Origin of the sequence: Cedecea sp. NFIX57, from assembly GCF_900177785.1 — a bacterium.
In the GTDB taxonomy this organism is placed as follows: domain Bacteria; phylum Pseudomonadota; class Gammaproteobacteria; order Enterobacterales; family Enterobacteriaceae; genus Cedecea; species Cedecea neteri_C.
The window spans coordinates 1-19205 of sequence record NZ_FXAS01000034.1; the positions used below are offsets into that span (position 1 = coordinate 1).

22 protein-coding genes and 1 pseudogene are annotated in these 19205 nt (G+C 51.6%); 2 read left to right on the forward strand and 21 right to left on the reverse strand.

What is annotated here, in order from left to right:
* Nucleotides 1–360, forward strand: a pseudogene (locus tag B9Y90_RS26950) (hypothetical protein); the annotation flags it as partial.
* 649 nt (nt 361–1009) lie between these two features.
* On the opposite strand, the gene B9Y90_RS21375 reads toward B9Y90_RS26950, so the two are convergent.
* The 3 genes from B9Y90_RS21375 to B9Y90_RS21385 are packed head-to-tail and all read right to left on the reverse strand — an operon-like array spanning nt 1010 to nt 2213.
* A complete protein-coding gene (locus B9Y90_RS21375) occupies nt 1010–1336 on the reverse strand; it encodes a hypothetical protein (protein WP_085542540.1) in 327 nt (108 codons plus the stop codon).
* Between the two features lie 17 nt (nt 1337–1353).
* Nucleotides 1354–1893, reverse strand: a complete 540-nt coding sequence (locus B9Y90_RS21380) for a lysozyme (RefSeq protein ID WP_254902726.1) — start codon at nt 1891–1893, stop codon at nt 1354–1356.
* A complete protein-coding gene (locus B9Y90_RS21385) occupies nt 1890–2213 on the reverse strand; it encodes a hypothetical protein (protein WP_085542502.1) in 324 nt (107 codons plus the stop codon). Before B9Y90_RS21385 ends, B9Y90_RS21380 begins: the two co-directional genes overlap by 4 nt.
* Before the next feature lie 161 nt (nt 2214–2374).
* Here B9Y90_RS21385 and B9Y90_RS21390 point away from each other — a divergent pair, with 161 nt between their 5' ends.
* Nucleotides 2375–3709, forward strand: coding sequence for an O-antigen polymerase (locus B9Y90_RS21390; RefSeq protein ID WP_085542503.1), 1335 nt, complete (start codon nt 2375–2377; stop codon nt 3707–3709).
* Nucleotides 3710–3757: 48 nt separating this feature from the next.
* Here the strand turns inward: B9Y90_RS21390 and B9Y90_RS21395 are convergent, their stop codons facing one another.
* The 18 genes from B9Y90_RS21395 to B9Y90_RS21480 form a co-directional block, all read right to left on the reverse strand.
* Nucleotides 3758–6241: a phage tail fiber domain-containing protein gene (locus tag B9Y90_RS21395; protein ID WP_085542504.1), complete on the reverse strand. Its 2484-nt coding sequence runs from the start codon at nt 6239–6241 to the stop codon at nt 3758–3760.
* Nucleotides 6242–6259: 18 nt separating this feature from the next.
* A complete protein-coding gene (locus B9Y90_RS21400; RefSeq protein WP_085542505.1) occupies nt 6260–8359 on the reverse strand; it encodes a transglycosylase SLT domain-containing protein in 2100 nt (699 codons plus the stop codon).
* Nucleotides 8359–8802 (reverse strand): hypothetical protein, encoded by a 444-nt coding sequence (locus tag B9Y90_RS21405; protein ID WP_085542506.1) that lies wholly within the window; start codon nt 8800–8802, stop codon nt 8359–8361. The genes B9Y90_RS21400 and B9Y90_RS21405 overlap by 1 nt, the downstream gene beginning before the upstream one ends.
* Complete coding sequence (locus tag B9Y90_RS21410) at nt 8802–9248, reverse strand: GNAT family N-acetyltransferase (protein ID WP_085542507.1); 447 nt, start codon at nt 9246–9248, stop codon at nt 8802–8804. The genes B9Y90_RS21405 and B9Y90_RS21410 overlap by 1 nt, the downstream gene beginning before the upstream one ends.
* 2 nt (nt 9249–9250) lie before the next feature.
* On the reverse strand, nt 9251–11239 hold the full coding sequence (locus tag B9Y90_RS21415) for a phage tail protein (protein ID WP_085542508.1): 1989 nt from the start codon (nt 11237–11239) through the stop codon (nt 9251–9253).
* 1 nt (nt 11240) lies between these two features.
* A complete protein-coding gene (locus B9Y90_RS21420) occupies nt 11241–11804 on the reverse strand; it encodes a phage connector family protein (RefSeq protein ID WP_085542509.1) in 564 nt (187 codons plus the stop codon).
* A gap of 55 nt (nt 11805–11859) precedes the next feature.
* Nucleotides 11860–12771 (reverse strand): phage capsid protein, encoded by a 912-nt coding sequence (locus tag B9Y90_RS21425; RefSeq protein ID WP_085542510.1) that lies wholly within the window; start codon nt 12769–12771, stop codon nt 11860–11862.
* Nucleotides 12772–12977: 206 nt separating this feature from the next.
* Nucleotides 12978–13796 carry a hypothetical protein gene (locus B9Y90_RS21430; protein ID WP_085542511.1) on the reverse strand — a complete coding sequence of 273 codons (819 nt, stop codon included), beginning with the start codon at nt 13794–13796 and terminating at the stop codon, nt 12978–12980.
* 13 nt (nt 13797–13809) lie between these two features.
* Nucleotides 13810–14223, reverse strand: a complete 414-nt coding sequence (locus B9Y90_RS27365; protein WP_254902727.1) for a hypothetical protein — start codon at nt 14221–14223, stop codon at nt 13810–13812.
* Nucleotides 14213–14443: a Bbp19 family protein gene (locus B9Y90_RS21440; RefSeq protein WP_085542512.1), complete on the reverse strand. Its 231-nt coding sequence runs from the start codon at nt 14441–14443 to the stop codon at nt 14213–14215. The genes B9Y90_RS27365 and B9Y90_RS21440 overlap by 11 nt, the downstream gene beginning before the upstream one ends.
* A complete protein-coding gene (locus B9Y90_RS21445) occupies nt 14443–16065 on the reverse strand; it encodes a portal protein (RefSeq protein ID WP_085542513.1) in 1623 nt (540 codons plus the stop codon). Before B9Y90_RS21445 ends, B9Y90_RS21440 begins: the two co-directional genes overlap by 1 nt.
* A gap of 2 nt (nt 16066–16067) precedes the next feature.
* Complete coding sequence (locus tag B9Y90_RS21450; RefSeq protein ID WP_441302664.1) at nt 16068–16346, reverse strand: hypothetical protein; 279 nt, start codon at nt 16344–16346, stop codon at nt 16068–16070.
* A gap of 10 nt (nt 16347–16356) precedes the next feature.
* Entirely contained in the window at nt 16357–16785 is a 429-nt protein-coding gene (locus tag B9Y90_RS21455; RefSeq protein ID WP_085542514.1) for a hypothetical protein, read from the reverse strand.
* A 274-nt stretch (nt 16786–17059) separates the two neighbouring features.
* Nucleotides 17060–17329 carry a hypothetical protein gene (locus B9Y90_RS21460; RefSeq protein WP_085542515.1) on the reverse strand — a complete coding sequence of 90 codons (270 nt, stop codon included), beginning with the start codon at nt 17327–17329 and terminating at the stop codon, nt 17060–17062.
* Between the two features lie 154 nt (nt 17330–17483).
* Complete coding sequence (locus B9Y90_RS21465) at nt 17484–17786, reverse strand: Ref family recombination enhancement nuclease (protein WP_085542516.1); 303 nt, start codon at nt 17784–17786, stop codon at nt 17484–17486.
* Nucleotides 17787–17796: 10 nt separating this feature from the next.
* Complete coding sequence (locus tag B9Y90_RS21470) at nt 17797–18393, reverse strand: DUF1367 family protein (RefSeq protein WP_085542517.1); 597 nt, start codon at nt 18391–18393, stop codon at nt 17797–17799.
* 68 nt (nt 18394–18461) lie between these two features.
* Nucleotides 18462–18653 carry a hypothetical protein gene (locus B9Y90_RS21475; RefSeq protein ID WP_085542518.1) on the reverse strand — a complete coding sequence of 64 codons (192 nt, stop codon included), beginning with the start codon at nt 18651–18653 and terminating at the stop codon, nt 18462–18464.
* A 183-nt stretch (nt 18654–18836) separates the two neighbouring features.
* Nucleotides 18837–19175, reverse strand: a complete 339-nt coding sequence (locus B9Y90_RS21480; protein ID WP_085542519.1) for a hypothetical protein — start codon at nt 19173–19175, stop codon at nt 18837–18839.
* Between the last annotated feature and the right edge of the window lie 30 nt (nt 19176–19205).

Here is a 19205-nt window from a genome sequence, read left to right on the forward strand (position 1 = left end):
CGGTTGGTGGTTTGTTTCTTTTTGGCGATTGATCAGATCGCACAATCCGGGCTGAGTTCCCTTAAAGTGATCTACTATTCCGCGCAGCTATTTAGCGCAAACATCGCCGATTCACATACATGGGTTATTGAAGTGACCAGCATGCCCCATGTATTTGGCTGGGGTTTTGTGCAAGGGTATGTCAATGGCAATCCCTGCAAAGGGATCCGAAAATTCACCCTCCTCGACCGGGACGTTTATATCCCCGATGAAGATTACCTTGCTGCATACGAATGCGCCGCCCAGCGATCCTGGTGGCCATGGAAATTTCATACCTTTGCACCGCGCGCGAAGGCGACGTACTGGATCGGCGGATCGTAGACGTCAGGCATGAAGGGTTTTTTATTGAGTAAAATAAAACGGGTAAAAAATAGATCAAGCAGTGGTCCCCTCACCTCAGAGCTGCGGTTGACCTGGCTATTGAGAAGTTGTCCGGAAGGTCTGCCGCCGACTTTCTGATTCACGGGCCATCAGGCGGAGTCATGAATAAGAAAACGTTCAACACCTGGTGGAACAAGGCAAAGAAAGCTGCAGCGATAAAGCTGGGTCGCACTGTTCCAGGAACGTTTCACGATATCAAAACGAAGGCTATTTCAGAATAGGGTGCCAGAGGGCAAGAATATACCAACAGCCCAAAGCAAAAAGGGGCTGCTTTTCAGCAACCCCTTCGAATGTTGGCGGAAGCGCAGAGATTCGAACTCTGGAACCCTTTCGGGTCGCCGGTTTTCAAGACCGATAAATAAATGCGTCATATCAACCAGTTATCTGCATTCAGAAGAATATCACACTGAAATACACATGATATCTATCAGTAACTTACACCAACAATAATCACTTTATTCCCCTGACTTTATGCTACTCAGTCGCCTTATACCACGACTGCCAGCGATAAATATTAGTACGCAGATCTCTCACACATTCCGCCGTTTGGGTGTCTGCCTGCAGATCCTCGTCACTGTCCTGACCTGCGTTATTTATCTTGCACGGCGGGTTCATCAAATCCGGGGATATTGTTGGCCGCGTCGATTGCACGCTGGCGCAGCTGCACAGCGCCATCGTCAAAATCGCACTTAGTATGATTCGGGTCGTTAACATATCTCACCACATCACGATAAACGGTTCGGTAAATTACTTTGGCTTCGGTGCTGGCCGCTGCCGCTTTCTGCTCGCCTGTAGCGACGGCTTTCTCTTTGGCTTTTGCCTGGCTGTTTACGTGATCGCTGTGCGCGTACCAGCCCTTGAGGTAGCCTGAGTAATAAGTGCTGGCGTACAGAATCAAAATCGCGGCGGCCAGCATGATTTTAAATTTCGCCGTCACTCGTATATCCCCCAACAAGCTAACGCAGATTCCTGATCGCGCCGTTCGACCTGCCCATAGCAGCCGCTGGCCTGCCCTTCCGTCTGCCGACAGTCGCGCCCCCCGTCAAAAACCCAGCGCCGGATTTCAGCACATGCCCCTTTACGATCCCCTGCGTTAAGCTTGCGGTAGAACGTCGAAGAGAAACACTTCCCGGGCCCGATGTTGTACGGACAGAATGACGCTATGCCCACCTTCTGCGGCTCAGTCAGCGGCACATGCACATTGCGCTCTACCCAGGCCAGCGCCTTATCACGTTCGATAGCGTTTACCTGATCACATTTGGCCTGCGTCAGTTGCATGCCCTGTTTTACCGGCTTGCCGTCTACCGTAGTGGCGCCGCGGCAAATCGTCCAGATGCCGGATCCGTCCCGGTACGCGGTGAGGTGGTTGCCCTCTTTTTCGTCCAGGAACTGATCCATAATCACAGGCGCCGTCGCACCGGCCAGAATGAGGCTTATTACTGCCGGGCTAAGTTTCTTTGCCAGACCTTTCACGGCTGTACCTCCGTTTCAGCCATAACACGCTGTACTTTAGCGACAACCTCATCGGCTTGGTCAATGTTGTGTGAATCGGACTTGCTCAGGAATTCGATAACCGCTCGCGTACGTTGGCGATCGAGCGCCAGACGCTCAGCAGTAGCGTGGCGGTCAGCTTTGATTTTTGACCGACGATCAAGCCAGCCGAGCAGGGAAAGAAGGAAGCCGAGAACAGCCAGGACAAGATAAGTTAAATCAAGAGTGGTAATGCCTAGATACGCAGCAACGGTAGTTAGCCCGTTGCCTATCCATGAAAGCCAGTTGTTTTGCGGGTTCATCCTCATACCTTACCCCCGGAGGGAACACTATTAAGTGCTCCGAGGGTAAGGCTGGGGGGTGGTCGGAATCCTGACCATCTATTTTGCACATACCCCTGTAGATGCTAACATAGCGATTAATCTAGGATATTGCACAATGCAAATAGTTGAGATAGAAATCGATGAGTGATACTGATTTTTTCCATTTTATATTTTCAAATTGGATTGAATATTTGTTATATGCTGTTCCATTAACTTTTCTTTGTTATCTAACAGTAAGGAGGCTTGCTGTAGGTTTTATAGACCCAATTCATTTTTATTTCACTTTTACTTTTGGCACTTCTTACGCGATAGTTCTTATCCTCTGGATATATGATTACATACCAGATCACATTTTTTATATGATTTTGTCAAACTGGATAGTTCTCGCCGCTTTCATGAGACTATCTTTCAAAACAAGGAATTTTAAAGCCATTGGTGTTTCTGAAAAAATATTCAACACCTGTAACGCTAACAGCAATATGATATTCTGGATATTGCTTTTGACATACACCATGCTGACAACCATTTATGTAAAGAATGTTTCTTTTGAAGCCTTTATTCAGTCTAGATTTGAGGCAAATAGGGGTCTAGGTGCTTTAGTAAGGGTTCTTGATGTGGTAAGACTTTTACTTACTGCATATTTATCAATTATGGCAATCAAGAGTATAGGGTTTAAAAGATGGTTTTTGGCAGCATTTGCGATATTGATTTCCGTAATTGCTTCTTTTGTTTCCGGAGCTAAGTTTTCACTGCTTGAGCATCTCTTAGTTGCGTTAATATCAATTTATATTTACTGTGGTTGGAAACCTAAGCTAACAGGTAAATCATTAGTTATTTTTGTATTGTTAGCTATTGCAATGATATCTTATGTTTTATTTCTTCTTTCTTTCGCATCTCAATCTCTTGGATACACAAAAGCTAACTACATGGATGCCCCTGTGGTTGTCGAGTTGTTTTTTATGAGGATATTTGCTAACGGAGATGCCTACTATTTCTCATTACCTAACTCAGTTATCGATTCTCTGCATGTAAGTAATTCCATTTATCAATTATTTGGGTATATTGCGGGTAATGGTGTTATGCAAAATGTTTTCGATTATGACTACACAGAAAATGATGTTGGCAGGTTAATATGGAAGGTTTGGTATCCTTGGGATGATATCGCTAGGGGGCCTACGAGTCATTTTGATTTAGCAGGCTACGCCTACTTTGGTGCTGTCGGAGGAATCATAATGACCGCAGCGATTGGATGGATTATTGGACGTATTTGCAAGGCAAAAAACGGAAGAAGGAGAAATGATATTTTTTACTCTTCATTCGTTTCTGTTTTGTATTGTAGAACAATTGTTGTTCTTCTTTCACCGCCAGTGGGACTGGCGTATATTGTTGACCTGATTTTTATTCTGATTTTTCTAACTATTTTATCCGCAGCATTGAATTTTATATTACAAAACAAGAGAGTAAGTAATATATAAAGAATTACAGTATAGGCCAGGGGGAAAACCTGGCCTATAAGTGCGGAATTAACTTCCGTAATATGCAATTGACCTAGCCAACACATCCCAGTCCTTAAGCTCTCCTGGCCCTTGAACTGCAACATTCCCGGCACATAAATTTACATTAGCCAATACGATATTAACCAACTGGTTTTTAGGAAGTTCGAAAACTAAATATGCCACTGCATCACTTGAAGACTGTCCGCCGTAGTACGGTATATTTAGAGAAAAACTCTTAAGCCCAAATGACGGGCCTATGTCGAAAGCCCCAAAAGAGTAAGCCTTTATATCCCCGCCTGATGATGAAAAGGAAAGCAATAGAGTCACGGAAATTTCTGTTTTGATATTGGGGAAGCCATTTGTCGCCATAAAAGATAAAGTCAACTCTCTCCCTTGGCACTTAAATGCGTTTTTATCAAGGACGCATCTTATCGTTTTTGTGTCAGCGTTTGCAGAAGGAATAACAACACCCATGGTGGTTCCTTCATGTGTAAACTCTGTATTGTTCGAAATCATGTTTCTGTATATCTGACATTGACCAGCACCGTTGGAGGTATACTCCCAAAAATCAAAAATCCTTGCCGATGAGGCTGAAGATGAGAAAGAGAATGAATTTCCAGACCGTGACAACCTACCACTTCCGTTAACTACCAAGTTATCTGTTTTTCTCATTGGCATCCAAGGTTGAATAAGAGCATTTTGCTGATGAACCATTGCAGATGGAACCTTTATTTCATCGTAAGAGTTTCCATAGCTTGGTCTACCGTCAATAATATTAGTAGTAACAAGTGGAAATCTATTGTCTACGGAATATGTTCCCAAGTTATTAATTTTCATTCCTTTTAGAACTACGTCACTCCTGCCAGGGCGCATGAACCTACAGTGAGTTTCAGGATAACCTTGTGATGAAGGCAAATTGTGTGCCGCCCAGTAACACCCATCTCCACCAATTACCCCCCCTTCAAAATAACCGTCATCACGGACTACGGTATCCTCAGGGACTCCCCCATAAGTTATAAGGGACTCACACCCTACATAGATAGTTTCATGGTAGCCATTGATTCTCGGATTACTCGCGAAAGCCCCTAACTGGTGAGTTACTCGCCACCCATGCGCCACACCATCAAACCGATAATCTGCTCCACCAACATCAATACAAATTCCGCCAGCGGCACTACCTTCAATCTGTAGGTAAACATCAGACCCTATGTGCAACCGACTGTTACCGTAATCTACGGTACCATCCTTCATTTTACCGTTAGCGCTAATGAAATTAACAGCTTTAGACTGGGTATTTGTGTGCCTTACATTGTTTACCGTTATATCCCAGCACTGCCCCCAAAGTTTTATCTCGTAATGATCCTCTGAACCATAGTTAACAAATCTTAGCCCAATTAATCTTGGATTTGTTATAAACTCGTTAAACACAATACCATCATCTGAAAGGTTTCCTGTAAATGTAAAAATACCATCACCAACGAAACCGTAGGTAACATGGAGCTTATGATCTAATCCTCCGCCATCACCATTAAATGTGATTCCGTCAGGGCCAAATTTGATTTGATTTCCAGAACCCGTAAACTCCATTTTTGTGTCGCCACTGCTTTTTAAGATAACAGGGCGCTTAAACCAGAGGGTTGATGAGTGCTTGAACCAGCCAGATGGAAATTCCAATACGACAGGCTTTCCGTTATGTTCGGTATTTGGTATGGCGTTTACAGCGGCCGCAATGTTTAGCATGTGAGTGGAAACATCCGCCCCCGGAATGTAGGAAGCTGGAAGATAATCAGCGGCGTATACTACATCACCGGCACGGAGGTTTGATTTATCCAGTTCATCAGCAACCGTCGACCCGTTATATCCTATTCTGCGGGCACCGGTAGGTTTTGCCAACTCGATCATAACATCGCTGGCTGAGCCAGAGGCGGGAATAACGGGAATAGGGTCACCGGAAGAATTAAAGGCAAGCAACTTATTTGCACGCTCCGCTGTTGACGGCACAGGCTGTACCATACCTTCTGGTACGCGCAATGTACGGGCAAGAGATACCGTTTCGACGTATTTCTTTGTCGCGGCGTCCTGCTCATTCACAGGGTCTGCCAGGCTCTCAATCCGATACCCTTCGGCATCGAACGGCCCGCCCAGAAGTGGGCGACGTAACGCCAGGCCGAGGTATATAGACGAGCGCTGTATTGCCATCCATAGCCGGTCGAAATCTTTGTTGATAGTGTCGGCAAGCAGATCACCGTTGTCCTGGTAATCGGTCAAACGATAGGTAGGCACTACGCGTTCCAGCATAACCACTGAGCCAGCAGCAGGCGGCGTCAGAAAGACCACATCACCGCCGCTCACATTGCCCGTGCCAGACACGCTAAAGCCACTGGTTGCTACGGTGCCGTTAATACTGACCTGAATATCACCCGCAGCGATGATGTAAAACTCGAAAGGAAAAACGGTTGTCATACCGTTGGCGTTATAAATTATGTAGGGGGTTTGGTTCGGTACCGACATAGAGAAACCTCTGGCAGGTTAGTAATCGACTTCGACCTGGTGGTCGCCGTCACTTAGCTGCCAATGTTCTCTCGCCTGCCCGGTCGGAATCCCGACCACTTTCCCTATACGAACCGGCGTTGAGCTGATAGCCCCCGCCCCTGAGTCGATAAAGTCGTCCGGCTGGTTTGTCAGTTCTGGGTTGAAGTCCCGCAACTGGTCATACATCGGGCCGTCCAGTACATCGCTGTGCGCCCACAGGAACCGGGAGGACAGCGGCGCTTCGAACGCGTCCAGAATACGCTTTTGCTTATTGGTGACGCTGAACTCTTCACGCACGCCGCAGCCGGTACCCTTGAGTGCCTGCCGCAGTAATTTACCGGCGAAGCTGCCGGGGCCGTTTACCTCGACGCAGACAACCGGGATCTGGAATTTGACCACCAGCTCTTTAATCTGCATTACCTGGCCGCCGGTTATTTTGTCGTTATCGTCGAACTCTGCCAGCTCGCCGGTCAATTCCTGGCACACGTGCCAGTACAGGTGGCCGCGCGCGTCGGTAAGAATCAGCGACAGGGCAGAGGCATCAGCTTTAACTTTGCCGGTGGCAACGTCCCACCAGGCGACAGCGCCAACAATTTGTGTGCTGCCGAGCCACATTGACGCTGTGCGGTTTGCGTAGCGGATTTCAGGATGCACGTTGTATTCGCGGATGCGGTCGGGATCGAGCCGCACCTCTCCAACAGGTTTACTGTGCAACTGGTACTGGCTGTCCCATTCGTTAGCCTGGAACTTTTTAGCGCTGGTAATAGCGATATCCAGTTGTTTTACCATCTGGCCGCCCTGCTCACCGTACGCGAAATTAATGGTCGCCTTGTCCGGCATTGCGTCAGGTACTTCGCCGTTGTAGAGCTGTGCCATCGTATTGTTGAGAATCGGGTCAATCTGCTGCCGCAGGTTCGTACGCTGCTCACGGATTTTTGATTCTGCGATGCTATCAATTTTATCGACGGCCACGGGATCTAACCCGGTTTTGTTTTTGTTGTAGCGAGCCAGCCAGCCGCGCGTTTCCGCTGGCAGATTTTTAATAAACTCAGCTTGCGATACCTCGCCTTTGCGCGGGTCGCCAATTTTAGCAATAAGCTTATCGACGTTACCCTGCCCCCAGTTGTATGCCGCACCGGTTAACGTCTCTGAGCCGTATTTAGAATACAGTTCGCCCACGTAATCTTTAGCCAGCTGTGCATGCTGCTCTGGGTCGTTCGGGTTGTACTCAACGCCGCGTTTAGCCGCCAGTTCTTTCCCTGTTTCGGGCATTAACTGGTACTGTCCCTGCGCCCTGTCACCGGACTTTGTGACCGGCCCCTGAATAACATTACCGTCAGCGGAGAAATGATTCCCGCCAGACTCCACAATTCCTATGGCCCGCATGTCCATGCCGCCACTTTCTTTTGTCGGGAAGTCACCAGCAAGCCAACCCTGCGGATTCGTTACTGCATAGTTCCGCGCCCGCTGATCCATTGCCTGCTGGTCTGCCTCAGAAACAGCCTGCGTTATCTGGTCAACAGACCAGCCCTGTGTCTGGCCGTAAAGCTCGATAGAATGTTTACGTGCACCGCGAATCAGCGCGGCCGCTTGAGGATTATCGAACGCTGATGATTCCTGTTCGACAGAGGATTTAACTGTTGCGTCAAGCTGTCCTTGCTGCGCCTGAGCCGTCTGCGAACGCTCGAACGAGCTATACGTGCTCATGCGTCGAACCTGTGCGGCTTTCCACTGAGCATCGAAATACTGCAACTGGCTTTCCGGCACCTTCTTGCGTGCTTCGTCGTAGTCCGAGGAATCCAGCTTATCCATGTCCAGGCCTACGCCGGTAGAATTAAAGCCCTGGCGTGTGACCAAGGCGCCTGTTTCCGGGTTCTCCCAGCGGTCGTTTGATTTGGCTTCAAGATCCGTTAGCGCAGCTTGGGTAGCAGCTAAGTCCGCTTTCCTTTTCTCATGCTGAATAACGTCAGATACGTCGCTAATAGCCGCACCAACGCCCGCTAGAGCATTGCCCACCGCGCCAGCATTGCCGAGGTTCACGCGACCGGATGGCGCTTCCGGTGTGACGTTCCCAAAATTTCCCGTAGGTATGCGCATTAGTTTTTCCATCCGCTATACATTTTTGAACCAGACGAGAGCAGCGAACTCCCTGCGTTAATCATTCCGGCCTGCTGCGCCTGCTTTCCGCTCAGCCTGTCCGCCTGCGCCTGTGCACGCATGCGGTTGGAACTATTCACGCCATTGAGGATAGTCTGGTATGCGTCCTGCTCAGCATCGCCAGCAATCCCGGAGGTTACACGTAATGCTGTGCCGCTATCAGCTTCAACACCAGATGCGCCAAAAGCGGCGTTTGCCTGTGATGCCTGCTTAGCGCCCTGCTCACGAATACGCTGCGCCTGAACTTTCGCCGCTGCGGTGTTTGCCTGCGCATCTGCCTGTGTCTGAGCGGCGTTATAGTTTGCTGCCGCTTTAGCGTCGTTGCCCTGTTTCATCGCGCCCAGAGCTGAAACCGCCGCTGCAGCCAGTGCTACCCATGCCATTATTTACCCCCTGAAAAAACGATGCCGACATGCTTAAGCCCAAGCCTTTCGTACATCTTGCCAGTGCGCTCTTCATCAATGTCAGTTGTGATACCCATATCGATTTGGTCTACACCTTTAGATTTGGCCCATTCGATGTACTCTTTTGCAAGCCGGTAACCCGCCAGCGTTCCGCGATGAGCTTTTTCTACGTACAGCCCCAGCTCATAGGAAATATGTGCATCAGCGAAATAGTGCTCAGTGATGACAGCGGCAATCGCGCCGACGATCCGCCCGTTTTTTTCGGCAACAGCCACCATACCGTCAGGGGAATCAATCAGGCGTCGCAACAGAGCCGCAAATTTCTGCCCACTGTACGGAAGCTCACGGTAACGGGACTCCTGGTGCATGGTTTCTGAGAGGCGGATAACCTCTGGTATATCGCTAATTCCTGCTGGTCTGATCATGATTAGCCCCCATTACTGGTAAACGTGAACATAATGGCGAGAAGGTGGAACGGTAGCGGCTGGCGCTGCTGAATAAGAAGCGTGTCCTCACCGCGTTCCCAGCCCAGCTTTCCGATGTAATGATCGCCCGTGAACAGCGGGGCGGGCTGGTTAAGAATTTTGGGGCCAAAGGTGCGGAACGGGATAACCTGACCGTTGCACTCTGCGCCGGTGGTTTCCAGGAATCGTAATGTAACTTCACTGGTGCGCTTGCGGGCGTTCTGCATCGTTCCTTCTGATGTAGGAATCTCGGGCGTCAGCGTTTCTATCGATGTCTCATAGTGCAACCCGGCTTCGATTTTGTTGGCTTTGCGCGGGATCGCAATTTGCCCTGACGCTACCACCGCCTGAGACATAACAGAACCATCCGCGATAACGTCTACCGTTTTACCTTCAAGGTGAGAGAAACCGCTCCATGTTATAGCGCCGTCGTCACTCTGCCCGGTAACACCGGCGTCGGTATTCATTGAGCTGTCCAGAACTTCGACATAGCGCACGGTATTGCCGTTCACCTGACGGCTAGCCAGCACGTACACTACATCGTCAGAAATTGACGGGATGCAGGCTACAGACTCAAATTTTCCTTCACTTAAATGCCGTGACCAGGCAATAACATCCTGCGTGCGGTCGATAGCCATTGAGATCATCACGCCATCATTACGCACCATCCACACGAACGGATCGGACTGTTGTTGGTACGCCATGTCACTAACCCCGCCTGCCGTAATGTGCTCGGCCAGCACAGTCATATCGGTAGCTGTGTAAGCCACAAAGGAATCGGGATCGTACGCAGCTGAATAGAGTTTCTTCCCGGCGCGCTGCATAAACATAATTTCAGTCCCCACACGCAATGGACGCAGGTTATTGCAACCATAGGGGCTGGGGTTTTTTACAGAAATATTGGTCGGAGTAATTGCCGCATCATTGCCCGCTGTGATCGTGAACTCGCCGCCGTACGTTAACGCAATGAGCGTGTTCATTTGGGCCAGGTGAACAATAGGATTTAGCTGGTCAGAGGAAAGCGTAAAACTGATAGCTTTATCGTCGTTGGTTCCCAGCTCAAAAGAGAGATAAGCGCCCGTCTCACTCCACCAGATTGTTTGCGGGTACTTCGGCGAACCGGCCAGCACAAGGCGCTGTTGGTACAGCGTTACCGCTCCGGGATAACCAAACTCATCTGTCCACACGGTATCCTCGCGTGTCCACGCACCGGGGGATGCTGCCTGCGTCGCGGTTAAATCCGTACGGATCACGCCGACTGCAACCTGCGCACTGGTGACACTTTTGATCAGTACCAGACCGCTATTTATTTTCACGTAAGAGCCTACGTCCTGAGCTACCCAGCCCGCACCGGTAAACGGTGGTGTAGGGTTGGTGCCAGGATCAGCATCGCTTAGCGACAGAGTGATTTCCGCACCGACGAATTCTTTTACGGATGGCTTGCACCATTTCTGCGGCGTGTCGCGCACCTCGTCAAAAGGCTGGACAATAAACGGGGCCGGCTCCATCACCCACTCAAGCTGGCCCTTACGCTGCAATCGGTGAGGCTTGACCGACTGGTGAACAAGGAACATGGTGTCAGCGCCCTGTACATAGTTAACAGTCGCTAGCATGTCAGCGGTGTAAGGGCTTGGGATTTCGTACGGCGTGTTGTCCGTGTTTACCAGCTGCTTGCCGTTCTGATAAAACCGAATGTAACCTTCGCCGAGTTCAAGCATGTACGCCTGAGAGCGGTTAAACACATACGGAATAAGGCGGGCTTTCTTGTCTGCATATTTAGCCGCAGCTGCAAAGCGCGTACCTGGGCGACGAACAACACCACCCTGCACCACCACCACGGCATTTTCGATAACCTTCGCGCCGTTTGCATATCGGTTGATATCAACGCGCCCCATAAGGCGAGGCGTGACTTCTCCGGCAGTAAAGTTAGTTTTTATTAAATTAGCGCGCATGTCAGAACCTCGAATCGTAAGTCGGGTAACCGCCCAGCTCTTCCGGCGGCTCTTCCTGCCCGTCGATAGATTTTGCCTGGCGTAATAAAAATGCGGCTTCCTGTGTCAGGCTGTCGCGCAGGCTGGCTGAACCGGTGACGGCATACGCAAGCTTTGCCTGCATGGTGGCTTCTGCCACGTTCACCAGCGCAGCATCCCAGGTCGATTCGTCCTCATTGCGGAACACATAGCGCAGCTGCACTGACTGCAAATTTGCCAACAGGCGCTTACCTTCGATGCGATACGGAATGTCGTCGTGCTGCTCACCTACGGACAGGACGCGAATTAAATCGCCTGGTAGTGAGAACTGAAAGCCGAAGCCAAAGGCTGGCGCGGTACTGACGGGAGATAGAACCACTCGCTTAACAGCACAGTTCCAGGGGTGTGCGCGGAGAAGGTTATTGCGAACCGTAGGGTAAATGTTTGAGCACAGCCGGGCGTGATCTGTGTTTTCCACAAAATCGTTTATTGGATGGGCACCCAGCGCGAGCAGTGCGTTAGAGCAGATAGAAACACTCGAAGCCATAGCGAAACCTCAGATGAAAAAAGACCGGGGCGAACCCCGGCAAGGACACCAGCGGTTAAGCAACGAAATCGATGGCAACGACTTTGTTTTCTGCGGCGCGGCCTGCACCGTAGGACGCATCGACAGAAATCTGGATCGTATTGTTTTTATCGCGGCGCGGGCCAATGTCGACGTTGTAATCTTCACCAGTACCGAAATGCACGGCAGACTTACACCAGGCGGCTGCGGTTTTGGTGATCACCGCAGGGTCGCCAGCGCTGGCAGAATCCAGCTTCTCGTACGCCAGCCAGTTAAAGCCGAGCCACTTCGAGTTAACCGCCCCCTCCTGCAGCATTTTTACCGCCATAAAGTCGGCGCTGGTCAGGGTGGTGTCGCTGAGGATCTGCGTCAGCATGTCGGCGTTGTATGTCATGTACAGTTCTTCACCGTTCTGCTCGTCGCACTCGTTCCTGCGGAACATGGCCTTGGCAGCAATCAGCTTGGCTTTGGTCATGCCGGTACCGCCCGCAACAATCTTCTGCGCCGCTGGCAGCGCTACAGGTGCAAAAGCGCCAGTGTTGGAAGTCTTGCGCAGCACAGTGTCGAGCAGGGCGCGATAGATAACATCGTCTTTTTTGCGGTTAGACGCAGAAAGGGTAAGCTGCAAATACGGCCCCTGCGGGTCGGCGATCAGCTTGCGCAGGTCACGCTTTTCAACCGGTACGAAAACGCCGTAGTCAGCCATCAGCGCATTACGCGTACCTGCCTCAGGCACATCCCAGACAGTATCGCCAAAGCGCGTGGTGATCTGCTGCATTTCAATGGTGCCCATATCGTTGATGGTGAACGATGCACCAGTGATTTTGCCGCGATCCATGACGGCCGCTTGCAGACGGGAATCCTTCTGCTGGGACGCGATTTCGTAAGAATCATGGAACTGCGTAACGAACGCAGCGGTGATCATGTTCTTGTTAGCATCAAAAGCCATAATACTCACTCCAGAAATTATCGCCCGTTGGGGTGTCGGTTTCCCGGCCCAGGTCTGCACAATGCGGGTGGCGCTTACGCACTGTGGGAAAATCAGGTATCCGGCGTCCCCGCCGGGCTGTGGAGTGATTGTTAGCGAGGTGCGCGGTCGGAATCCCGACCAAATGAAAAAAGCCAGCGGTTAGGCTGGCTTCTGGTTGTGACTGGTCACGCTACGGTTTGATCGCCGTAGCTCTTTTGATAGAACGCGCGAACCTGAGCAGATACGCGCTCATGGTCGGCATGCTTCGAATCCATGTACGCAGGGGACTTCATCAGCTCGCGAATACTCTGCTGCTCACTCGGGTTAATTTCGCCGCCTGCTGGAGCGTCCTCCTGCATTTCCGCACCAATCTTCGCCAGCATGCGGATCACCATCGGGTTATTGCCGATAACGTTGATATCGTCGCCCTGCTCTGCCAGAGAGTTAAACGCGCGATAGGCCAGGCCGATGTTTTGCTTAAACTCAGAGTCCGTTTTCCACGTCTCACGCAGTGCGGTTGTTGCCGCCTCTGCATCAAGCTCCGCTGAGCCGGTGGCAATCTGCTGGGCGTTCTTGACGTATTCACCCAGGATGAAACCCATCTGGTCGTTAGTGATACCCTTAGCGTGAGCAGCTTTGAGGAAACTTTGGGTTTCCGGCGCAGCTTTAAACTCATCCCATTTAAAGCCATCTACCTCTACCGCTGGCGAATACTCGTCCGCAGTTTTCGGCGCTGTACCAACGCCCCCCATGCGCTTCTCAAGCGCGACATGAGCCTCGGCCAGCTTACGGGCTGATTGCTCAACGTTAAGCGCGCCATCTTCGCCGCTGACACGGTATTTTTCCGGTAACCAATCATTCGCGCCCGGCTGTGCGCCGGAGCTGAGAACGGAGCCAGCGCCAAGATTACTATCACCGCCAGTACCCGGATCATTTTCACCCCCGGCTGGCGCACCTGCTGCGCCAGGCTCTGCGTTCATGAATAGGTGTTTAAATTTCCACATGGTTAATTACTCCTTATGCCGGGATGGTTTTAGCTTTGAGCTGTGCCAGTACGGACGCCAGCAGGGTGCGCAAGGCGGTTGTGTCGGTCAGCAGCGAGTTGTATTTGGTAACAAGGTCATTGTGGTCAGCCAACAGGCCGGCAACATCCGTTGCTGCAGACGCTGTATCAGCTGTCGCTGTCATTGCTGCCGGAGCTGCAATTGCTCCTCCCAGCTTCACGCCGCCAACGACGGTATTTGTAGGATCCGGGACAGTTGACAGAGTACCCGCGCTAATTGCCGTTCTGGCCGCCGCTGCATCAGCAGCTTTTAGTACAGATTTACCAACCGCTGAGGCGTCAGTGATTTGGTCGGTGCTGGTTTTAACCGTGGTTGGCGTCTCGGTTACCTTGTCGCCTTTGTCGGTATGCTCAATATCAATTGCCATCGTCGTTTACCCCATCTGCCTTGTTGATTTGCATCAGAATGAAATCGAGCACGGAACGCTGTCCGGCCCGGTAGCACGTTTCCCGGTCGCCCTCGGTGCCGCCTTTTACGTACGCCTCACGCCCAAACCGGCGCGTTAACTCATCGAGTACCTGCGGCCCGCCAGGCATTTCCTCAAAAATTCGTTTGTAGTCTGCTGGCTCTACCTGTTTGATTCTCATTAGCCACCTGCCAGTTTTCTGCCGAGTTCTGCCCCGGCTGTTTGTCCTGCTGCGCCTGCGGCTTCGCTGCCCGCCTGCATCATGAGCTGCTGTTGTGCCTGCTGCTGCTGTGCCTGCTGGCGCTGCTCGCGCATGTCTGCCACTGCATTGGAAGAGCGCATAACTTTGGCCGGAACGCCTAAGGCTTCGCCCACGACGCGGCTGGCCTCGTCGCTGTCCATGTTGTCCACGATATCGGGGTACACCTGCACCAACTGCATGATGTTCTGGCCGTAGCGCTCAATGGCGGTGACGTCCTCAAGCTTCTGAGCGCGTGCCAGCGGGGAGATGTAACGCACGTTGAAATTAGCGTTTTGCAGGCTCTCAGGCGGCTCCGGGAATACGCCAGCACGGAATGCAATGCCGAAGCAGCGCTCAACCAGAGGTTGCAGGTATTCAGCCTGGAAGCGGCCATACACTGGCCCCAGCAGCTGGCGAATAAGCGCGACGCGCACATGCACTTCTGTTGCGGTCATTGCTGGCCCGTCCTGCGGTTGCAGCTGGTCGGCCATCATGATTTTGCGGATAGACGCCTGCAGGCGATCTTCTGCGGAAAACGCTACGTTAAAATCTGCGCCAGTGAGTAGCGGCTTCATGCTGTCGACGCTGTTCGCCACGATGATGCGACGCGGGCCAACCTTAACCGTTCGCGGGTTGAGTACGCCGTCGTCCTCAGCAATCCACATGCCGGAGATAGCCAGATCCTGCGCGGCCTTCTCCATGCGCTTCGTTTCGTTCAGCTCTTTGCAGTCGGGCAGCGCGTCGTACACCGGGCCGATGCCATACGAACCGCCAGGGATTTTCATCCAGCGCGGCACGCAGCACGGGAATTCGTGGTAACCAGATTCGCGCACAACCTGTTTGTTGCTCACGTCCACGTTGAACGACGCAAAGCGCATGTTCTTCGCCAGGCGGGCGTCGACAATGTAGTTATCACGCGGGAAAATGCAGTGCAGGAAATCAAACTTGTCGTCGGGCTTTTTAGCTGCAGCATCGCGGATTTTGTCGCTTACCTTGTCCTTGCCAAACTCTTTAATCGCCTGCTCTGCTGTGAGCTGGTAGCAGCGGTATATCGTGTCCACGATGCCGTCACGGCGGGTGGATGTGACGAAACACTGCGCCAGCGGCCATTGCTGGAATGTGTAGCCGCCCTCTTCCTTGTCCTCGTCGACGTACAACGCGAACCAGCCAGCGCACACCACATCGAGATTGGCCTCGTACCCTTCGGCGTCGAAGTTAGCAGCGTGGATATTTTCCCACACCAGCGTTGCGCAGGTGGACAGCCAGGCTTTTGCGTCGTCTGGGAGCGACTCGCTGTCGAGGTTGAGCCATTGAGCATTCGCTGGGGTCATGCCGGACATAAGCGCAGAGGCCAGCATACGGGCGCTGTCGGTGGCCGTGCCGTCCAGTAGCTTAGCCACCTTGTGTTTTGCGCTCTGAGCATCGAGAACTGTTTCGGAGAATCCAGCGCCGCGCAGCGGATAGGTGTAGTCGTAGCACTCCCGCCAGACGCTCTCATGCATCTGGCGGTTGGCTTTCAGCGTTGTCGCACGCTTAATCAGCTTTACGGCGATATCATCCACGATTAAGCCCCCAGTGAACGTTTAGTGCCAGCAGCTACCGCACCAGAGCCAAGCAGAGAGCTACCAGAATCTGCGGCGCCATCTGAGCCGGTTGCCAGCAGAGAAGAACCCTGCTTGCGCTTGCGCCGGGATGCTGCGTCCGCGTTCGCGGCTTTTGCTGCTGCGTTCGCCGCTGCGTCCGCTTCGGCCTGCGGGTCCGTGGTCTGCACGTCAGGCATTTTGTCCTTCGTGAACAAGCCAGCAGGATCCAGCGCTTTGTTGATATCAAATCCACCGCACATGGTTTTCTCCTTAGCTCACGAGCCAGCCGTGCTCAGTAAGCACAGGTTTACCAGCGGCAGGCTGCTGCTTGCCCTCTTCGTTCCTCACGTAGCCGTGTTGTGCAGCTGGCGCGGTAGTGGTGGCTTTCTTGACGAGGGTGAGGAATTCAAGACTGTTGGTCAGTGGGTGGCCCACGATGTCGGTGAATCCGTACTCTTCGAATCGAGTGATGATTGCTGCTGCCTGCTCGTTAAGCGTGGACAGGATGGCGTTGCGTTCGGCCTGTGCGGTGCCGTCCAGCAGGTCGGAAACCTTCTGCTGAATACCGGTGCCGCTGTCAGCGCCAACTGTAACGACGTCGGTCAGGTCGGTATTGCTGACCTGCTCGCCCGTGGCGTCGCCTGCTGCGACTGCTGACTCCTGCCCCGGCGTCTCAACTTGTTTGCGTGGTCGTGCCATTGTGGTGACTCCTGGTGATTGTGTAGTCGTGAGTGTGAAACGGGGTGGCGGTCGGAATCCCGACCAAATGGGAAAATTGTCAGAAAACGGGGTTATTTAACATAATAGACCTTATCTGCACCACGGTAACACCGCTCATTGCGGATTGGTCGCCAACGGTCTATTTGTGCGGGTTAAGTGCTGAAAAGTGGCTGAATAAAACATGCATAAAACAGGGCGAAAAGTGAATGGGCCATTTTCATTGCGAAAGGCCCATTTGTGAAAGTTTTGGGGTTTAGGCATGCCTGTTACGCCAGGCGTAAACGAATCGGCGCGATGATACCTGCACCGGCAATTCGGTGCGCTGGCGTTTGGTCACGTAGCACCAGAAATCGATAAGCGCCTCGCCCGTGTGGTGGTTAGGTGCTGCCCCCTGCTTCCAGCCGATGATAGCAGACTTCGACACGTCCAGCTCCCGGGCTATTTCCTGCAGCGGAATACCATTGCGCGTAATGTCGTTAATTACCCGGAACCAGTCGGTTTTTACCGTTGCAACTACAGGCATGATTCACCGCCAAAACGCGCGCGTGCGCGAGCATAAAGAGGGGCAAAATTGCAATCCGGCGAACGCAGAAGAGAAGCCAAACAGAATATTGTTCTTTTCGCTCGCAGGGCGCCATGCCATTTTTTAGCGTTTTCTGCTTCTCTTGGAGATAGTATTAAATTCTGCATAGTCGCAACTCCTCCACATCTCGTTTAGTCTGTTCCAGCAATTCGATTTCGGTACCGTAGTTTTCCTCCCATTTTTTTTGCCCTGCGTGTATAGCTACGCCGTAACCGCCTGTGCGGTGATGTGGGGCGCATAGTGGGAGGGTTTTCTTGTTGCTTGCGCGCTGGGCGGTTCCCTGCCCTGTGCGGATATGATGAATTTCAGCAGGTGATTCGCCGTACCCGAGATTGCGGCATACAACACAACCGAGTGCTGCAACGTCAGACAGCCAATTTTTATTGTCTTTAGTCATGGCGATAATCTCAGGCTGCGTAACTGAATAATTGCGCCGCTGCGTTTTCTGCGGCCTGTTGCGTTGGGAATGTGCGGAATAAAATATAATTCCACAGAACATCGAGGGCGGATTTGTAGAGTTGGGAGAATTCCACATCATCCATTTTTGCGAACGATATGGATTTTGGTTCTTTGCGGGTGGTGCCATCCGGCATTTCGTATTCGGTATAAAAACCGGATTCGATAGTTACCCAGGCGCGGAACGCTTCAAACGATTTTACTGCACTGATATTCCCTGCGCGTTTTTCTGCCTCTTCACGCAGATATTGATCGGCCAGTTCTTGCAGCGTGTCTTCATGGCCAGCGTAATGCGAAACGAGTTTTACGTACCCATGCACCAGTTTTTTATCTGCGGGTGAAATTGCTCCACCAGCTGGCTGCCAGTAATCAAAGCCGAGATTTAGAAGCGCGAAAAACTTGCGGTGAAACGCTGGGTTTCTTGCTTGTTTAAAATCTGCATAAAGCACCGCGCCCAAGCGTACTTTTTTTTCAATAAATTCACGTGCATCAGGGGTGGCTGGAATAAGCACACCACCTGCTGATTTAACAAAAGAATACTGCGCCATTGGATTCCCCTTTAGCGCAGCAATTGCTCAGAAATATTTAATTCCGGGTGTTCAATCCGGTAAATTAATTATACCGCAGGATCTGACTTTTTCACAATCATATAGCCTGCCTTTTCAGCTAATTCTATCAATGACTTAAGTGATGATACATGCTCATCTTCATGCACATTTCTTACAGACAAAATCTTGCCGTTATTGCAGGTAAAGAGAATGCGCCCGTTGTCGGGAAGGTGGTCCGCCGCCTCCGATTTGTTTATCACGCATCCCCCTCAAAAACCACTGTATGAAAATACAGTATTTATACTACTCGAACGACAACGGTGCAAATTATTAACGCCTCTTATTTCAAATTTAACCGGAGTGTTTATTTTATATCCATTTGTTTATAAAGAAAAACCGCCAAATAAAAGCGGTTTAAAAATGGGTTTGTGGGTTGTGACTGGTCACGGCTTTAATTTCAGACCGCGCCACCCTGCTGTTACCCAGCACTGACTATCTCCGGCGCACGGGCACGAATTGACCGGAAGACGGTCACCGCATTTGCCGCAACTGCTGGCGCTTATGGATTTAATCAGGCCGCTCATGCGGGCGTTGTCCTGGCGAATCAGCAGTGCGATGTACTCTGCCGCATCGTACGGCGCCTTACCCGGGCGCCGGGCGGCGCAGTTCTGCGTCAGCATTTCCAGTTCCTGCGCATCCAGCGGAAGATCGATACGGCGCTCGCCACCAGCCGACTGCCGCGCTCGCTGCGCGGCCTTACGTTCTGCTGCGGATTTAGCCATCACCAAATACTCCCAATATCGCCAGCCATG

What these genes read in the sequence shown, in the direction of transcription:
- B9Y90_RS21470 (WP_085542517.1), bottom strand. Translation starts at nt 18,393, where the DNA reads ATGGCGCAGTATTCTTTTGTTAAATCAGCAGGTGGTGTGCTTATTCCA.
- B9Y90_RS21395 (WP_085542504.1), bottom strand. Translation starts at nt 6,241, where the DNA reads ATGTCGGTACCGAACCAAACCCCCTACATAATTTATAACGCCAACGGT.
- B9Y90_RS21455 (WP_085542514.1), bottom strand. Translation starts at nt 16,785, where the DNA reads ATGGCACGACCACGCAAACAAGTTGAGACGCCGGGGCAGGAGTCAGCA.
- B9Y90_RS21390 (WP_085542503.1), top strand. Translation starts at nt 2,375, where the DNA reads ATGAGTGATACTGATTTTTTCCATTTTATATTTTCAAATTGGATTGAA.
- B9Y90_RS21465 (WP_085542516.1), bottom strand. Translation starts at nt 17,786, where the DNA reads ATGACTAAAGACAATAAAAATTGGCTGTCTGACGTTGCAGCACTCGGT.
- B9Y90_RS21400 (WP_085542505.1), bottom strand. Translation starts at nt 8,359, where the DNA reads ATGCGCATACCTACGGGAAATTTTGGGAACGTCACACCGGAAGCGCCA.
- B9Y90_RS21440 (WP_085542512.1), bottom strand. Translation starts at nt 14,443, where the DNA reads ATGAGAATCAAACAGGTAGAGCCAGCAGACTACAAACGAATTTTTGAG.
- B9Y90_RS21425 (WP_085542510.1), bottom strand. Translation starts at nt 12,771, where the DNA reads ATGGCTTTTGATGCTAACAAGAACATGATCACCGCTGCGTTCGTTACG.
- B9Y90_RS21405 (WP_085542506.1), bottom strand. Translation starts at nt 8,802, where the DNA reads ATGGCATGGGTAGCACTGGCTGCAGCGGCGGTTTCAGCTCTGGGCGCG.
- B9Y90_RS27365 (WP_254902727.1), bottom strand. Translation starts at nt 14,223, where the DNA reads ATGGCAATTGATATTGAGCATACCGACAAAGGCGACAAGGTAACCGAG.
- B9Y90_RS21450 (WP_441302664.1), bottom strand. Translation starts at nt 16,346, where the DNA reads ATGTGCGGTGGATTTGATATCAACAAAGCGCTGGATCCTGCTGGCTTG.
- B9Y90_RS21375 (WP_085542540.1), bottom strand. Translation starts at nt 1,336, where the DNA reads ATGCTGGCCGCCGCGATTTTGATTCTGTACGCCAGCACTTATTACTCA.
- B9Y90_RS21410 (WP_085542507.1), bottom strand. Translation starts at nt 9,248, where the DNA reads ATGATCAGACCAGCAGGAATTAGCGATATACCAGAGGTTATCCGCCTC.
- B9Y90_RS21480 (WP_085542519.1), bottom strand. Translation starts at nt 19,175, where the DNA reads ATGGCTAAATCCGCAGCAGAACGTAAGGCCGCGCAGCGAGCGCGGCAG.
- B9Y90_RS21430 (WP_085542511.1), bottom strand. Translation starts at nt 13,796, where the DNA reads ATGTGGAAATTTAAACACCTATTCATGAACGCAGAGCCTGGCGCAGCA.
- B9Y90_RS21420 (WP_085542509.1), bottom strand. Translation starts at nt 11,804, where the DNA reads ATGGCTTCGAGTGTTTCTATCTGCTCTAACGCACTGCTCGCGCTGGGT.
- B9Y90_RS21385 (WP_085542502.1), bottom strand. Translation starts at nt 2,213, where the DNA reads ATGAACCCGCAAAACAACTGGCTTTCATGGATAGGCAACGGGCTAACT.
- B9Y90_RS21415 (WP_085542508.1), bottom strand. Translation starts at nt 11,239, where the DNA reads ATGCGCGCTAATTTAATAAAAACTAACTTTACTGCCGGAGAAGTCACG.
- B9Y90_RS21460 (WP_085542515.1), bottom strand. Translation starts at nt 17,329, where the DNA reads ATGCCTGTAGTTGCAACGGTAAAAACCGACTGGTTCCGGGTAATTAAC.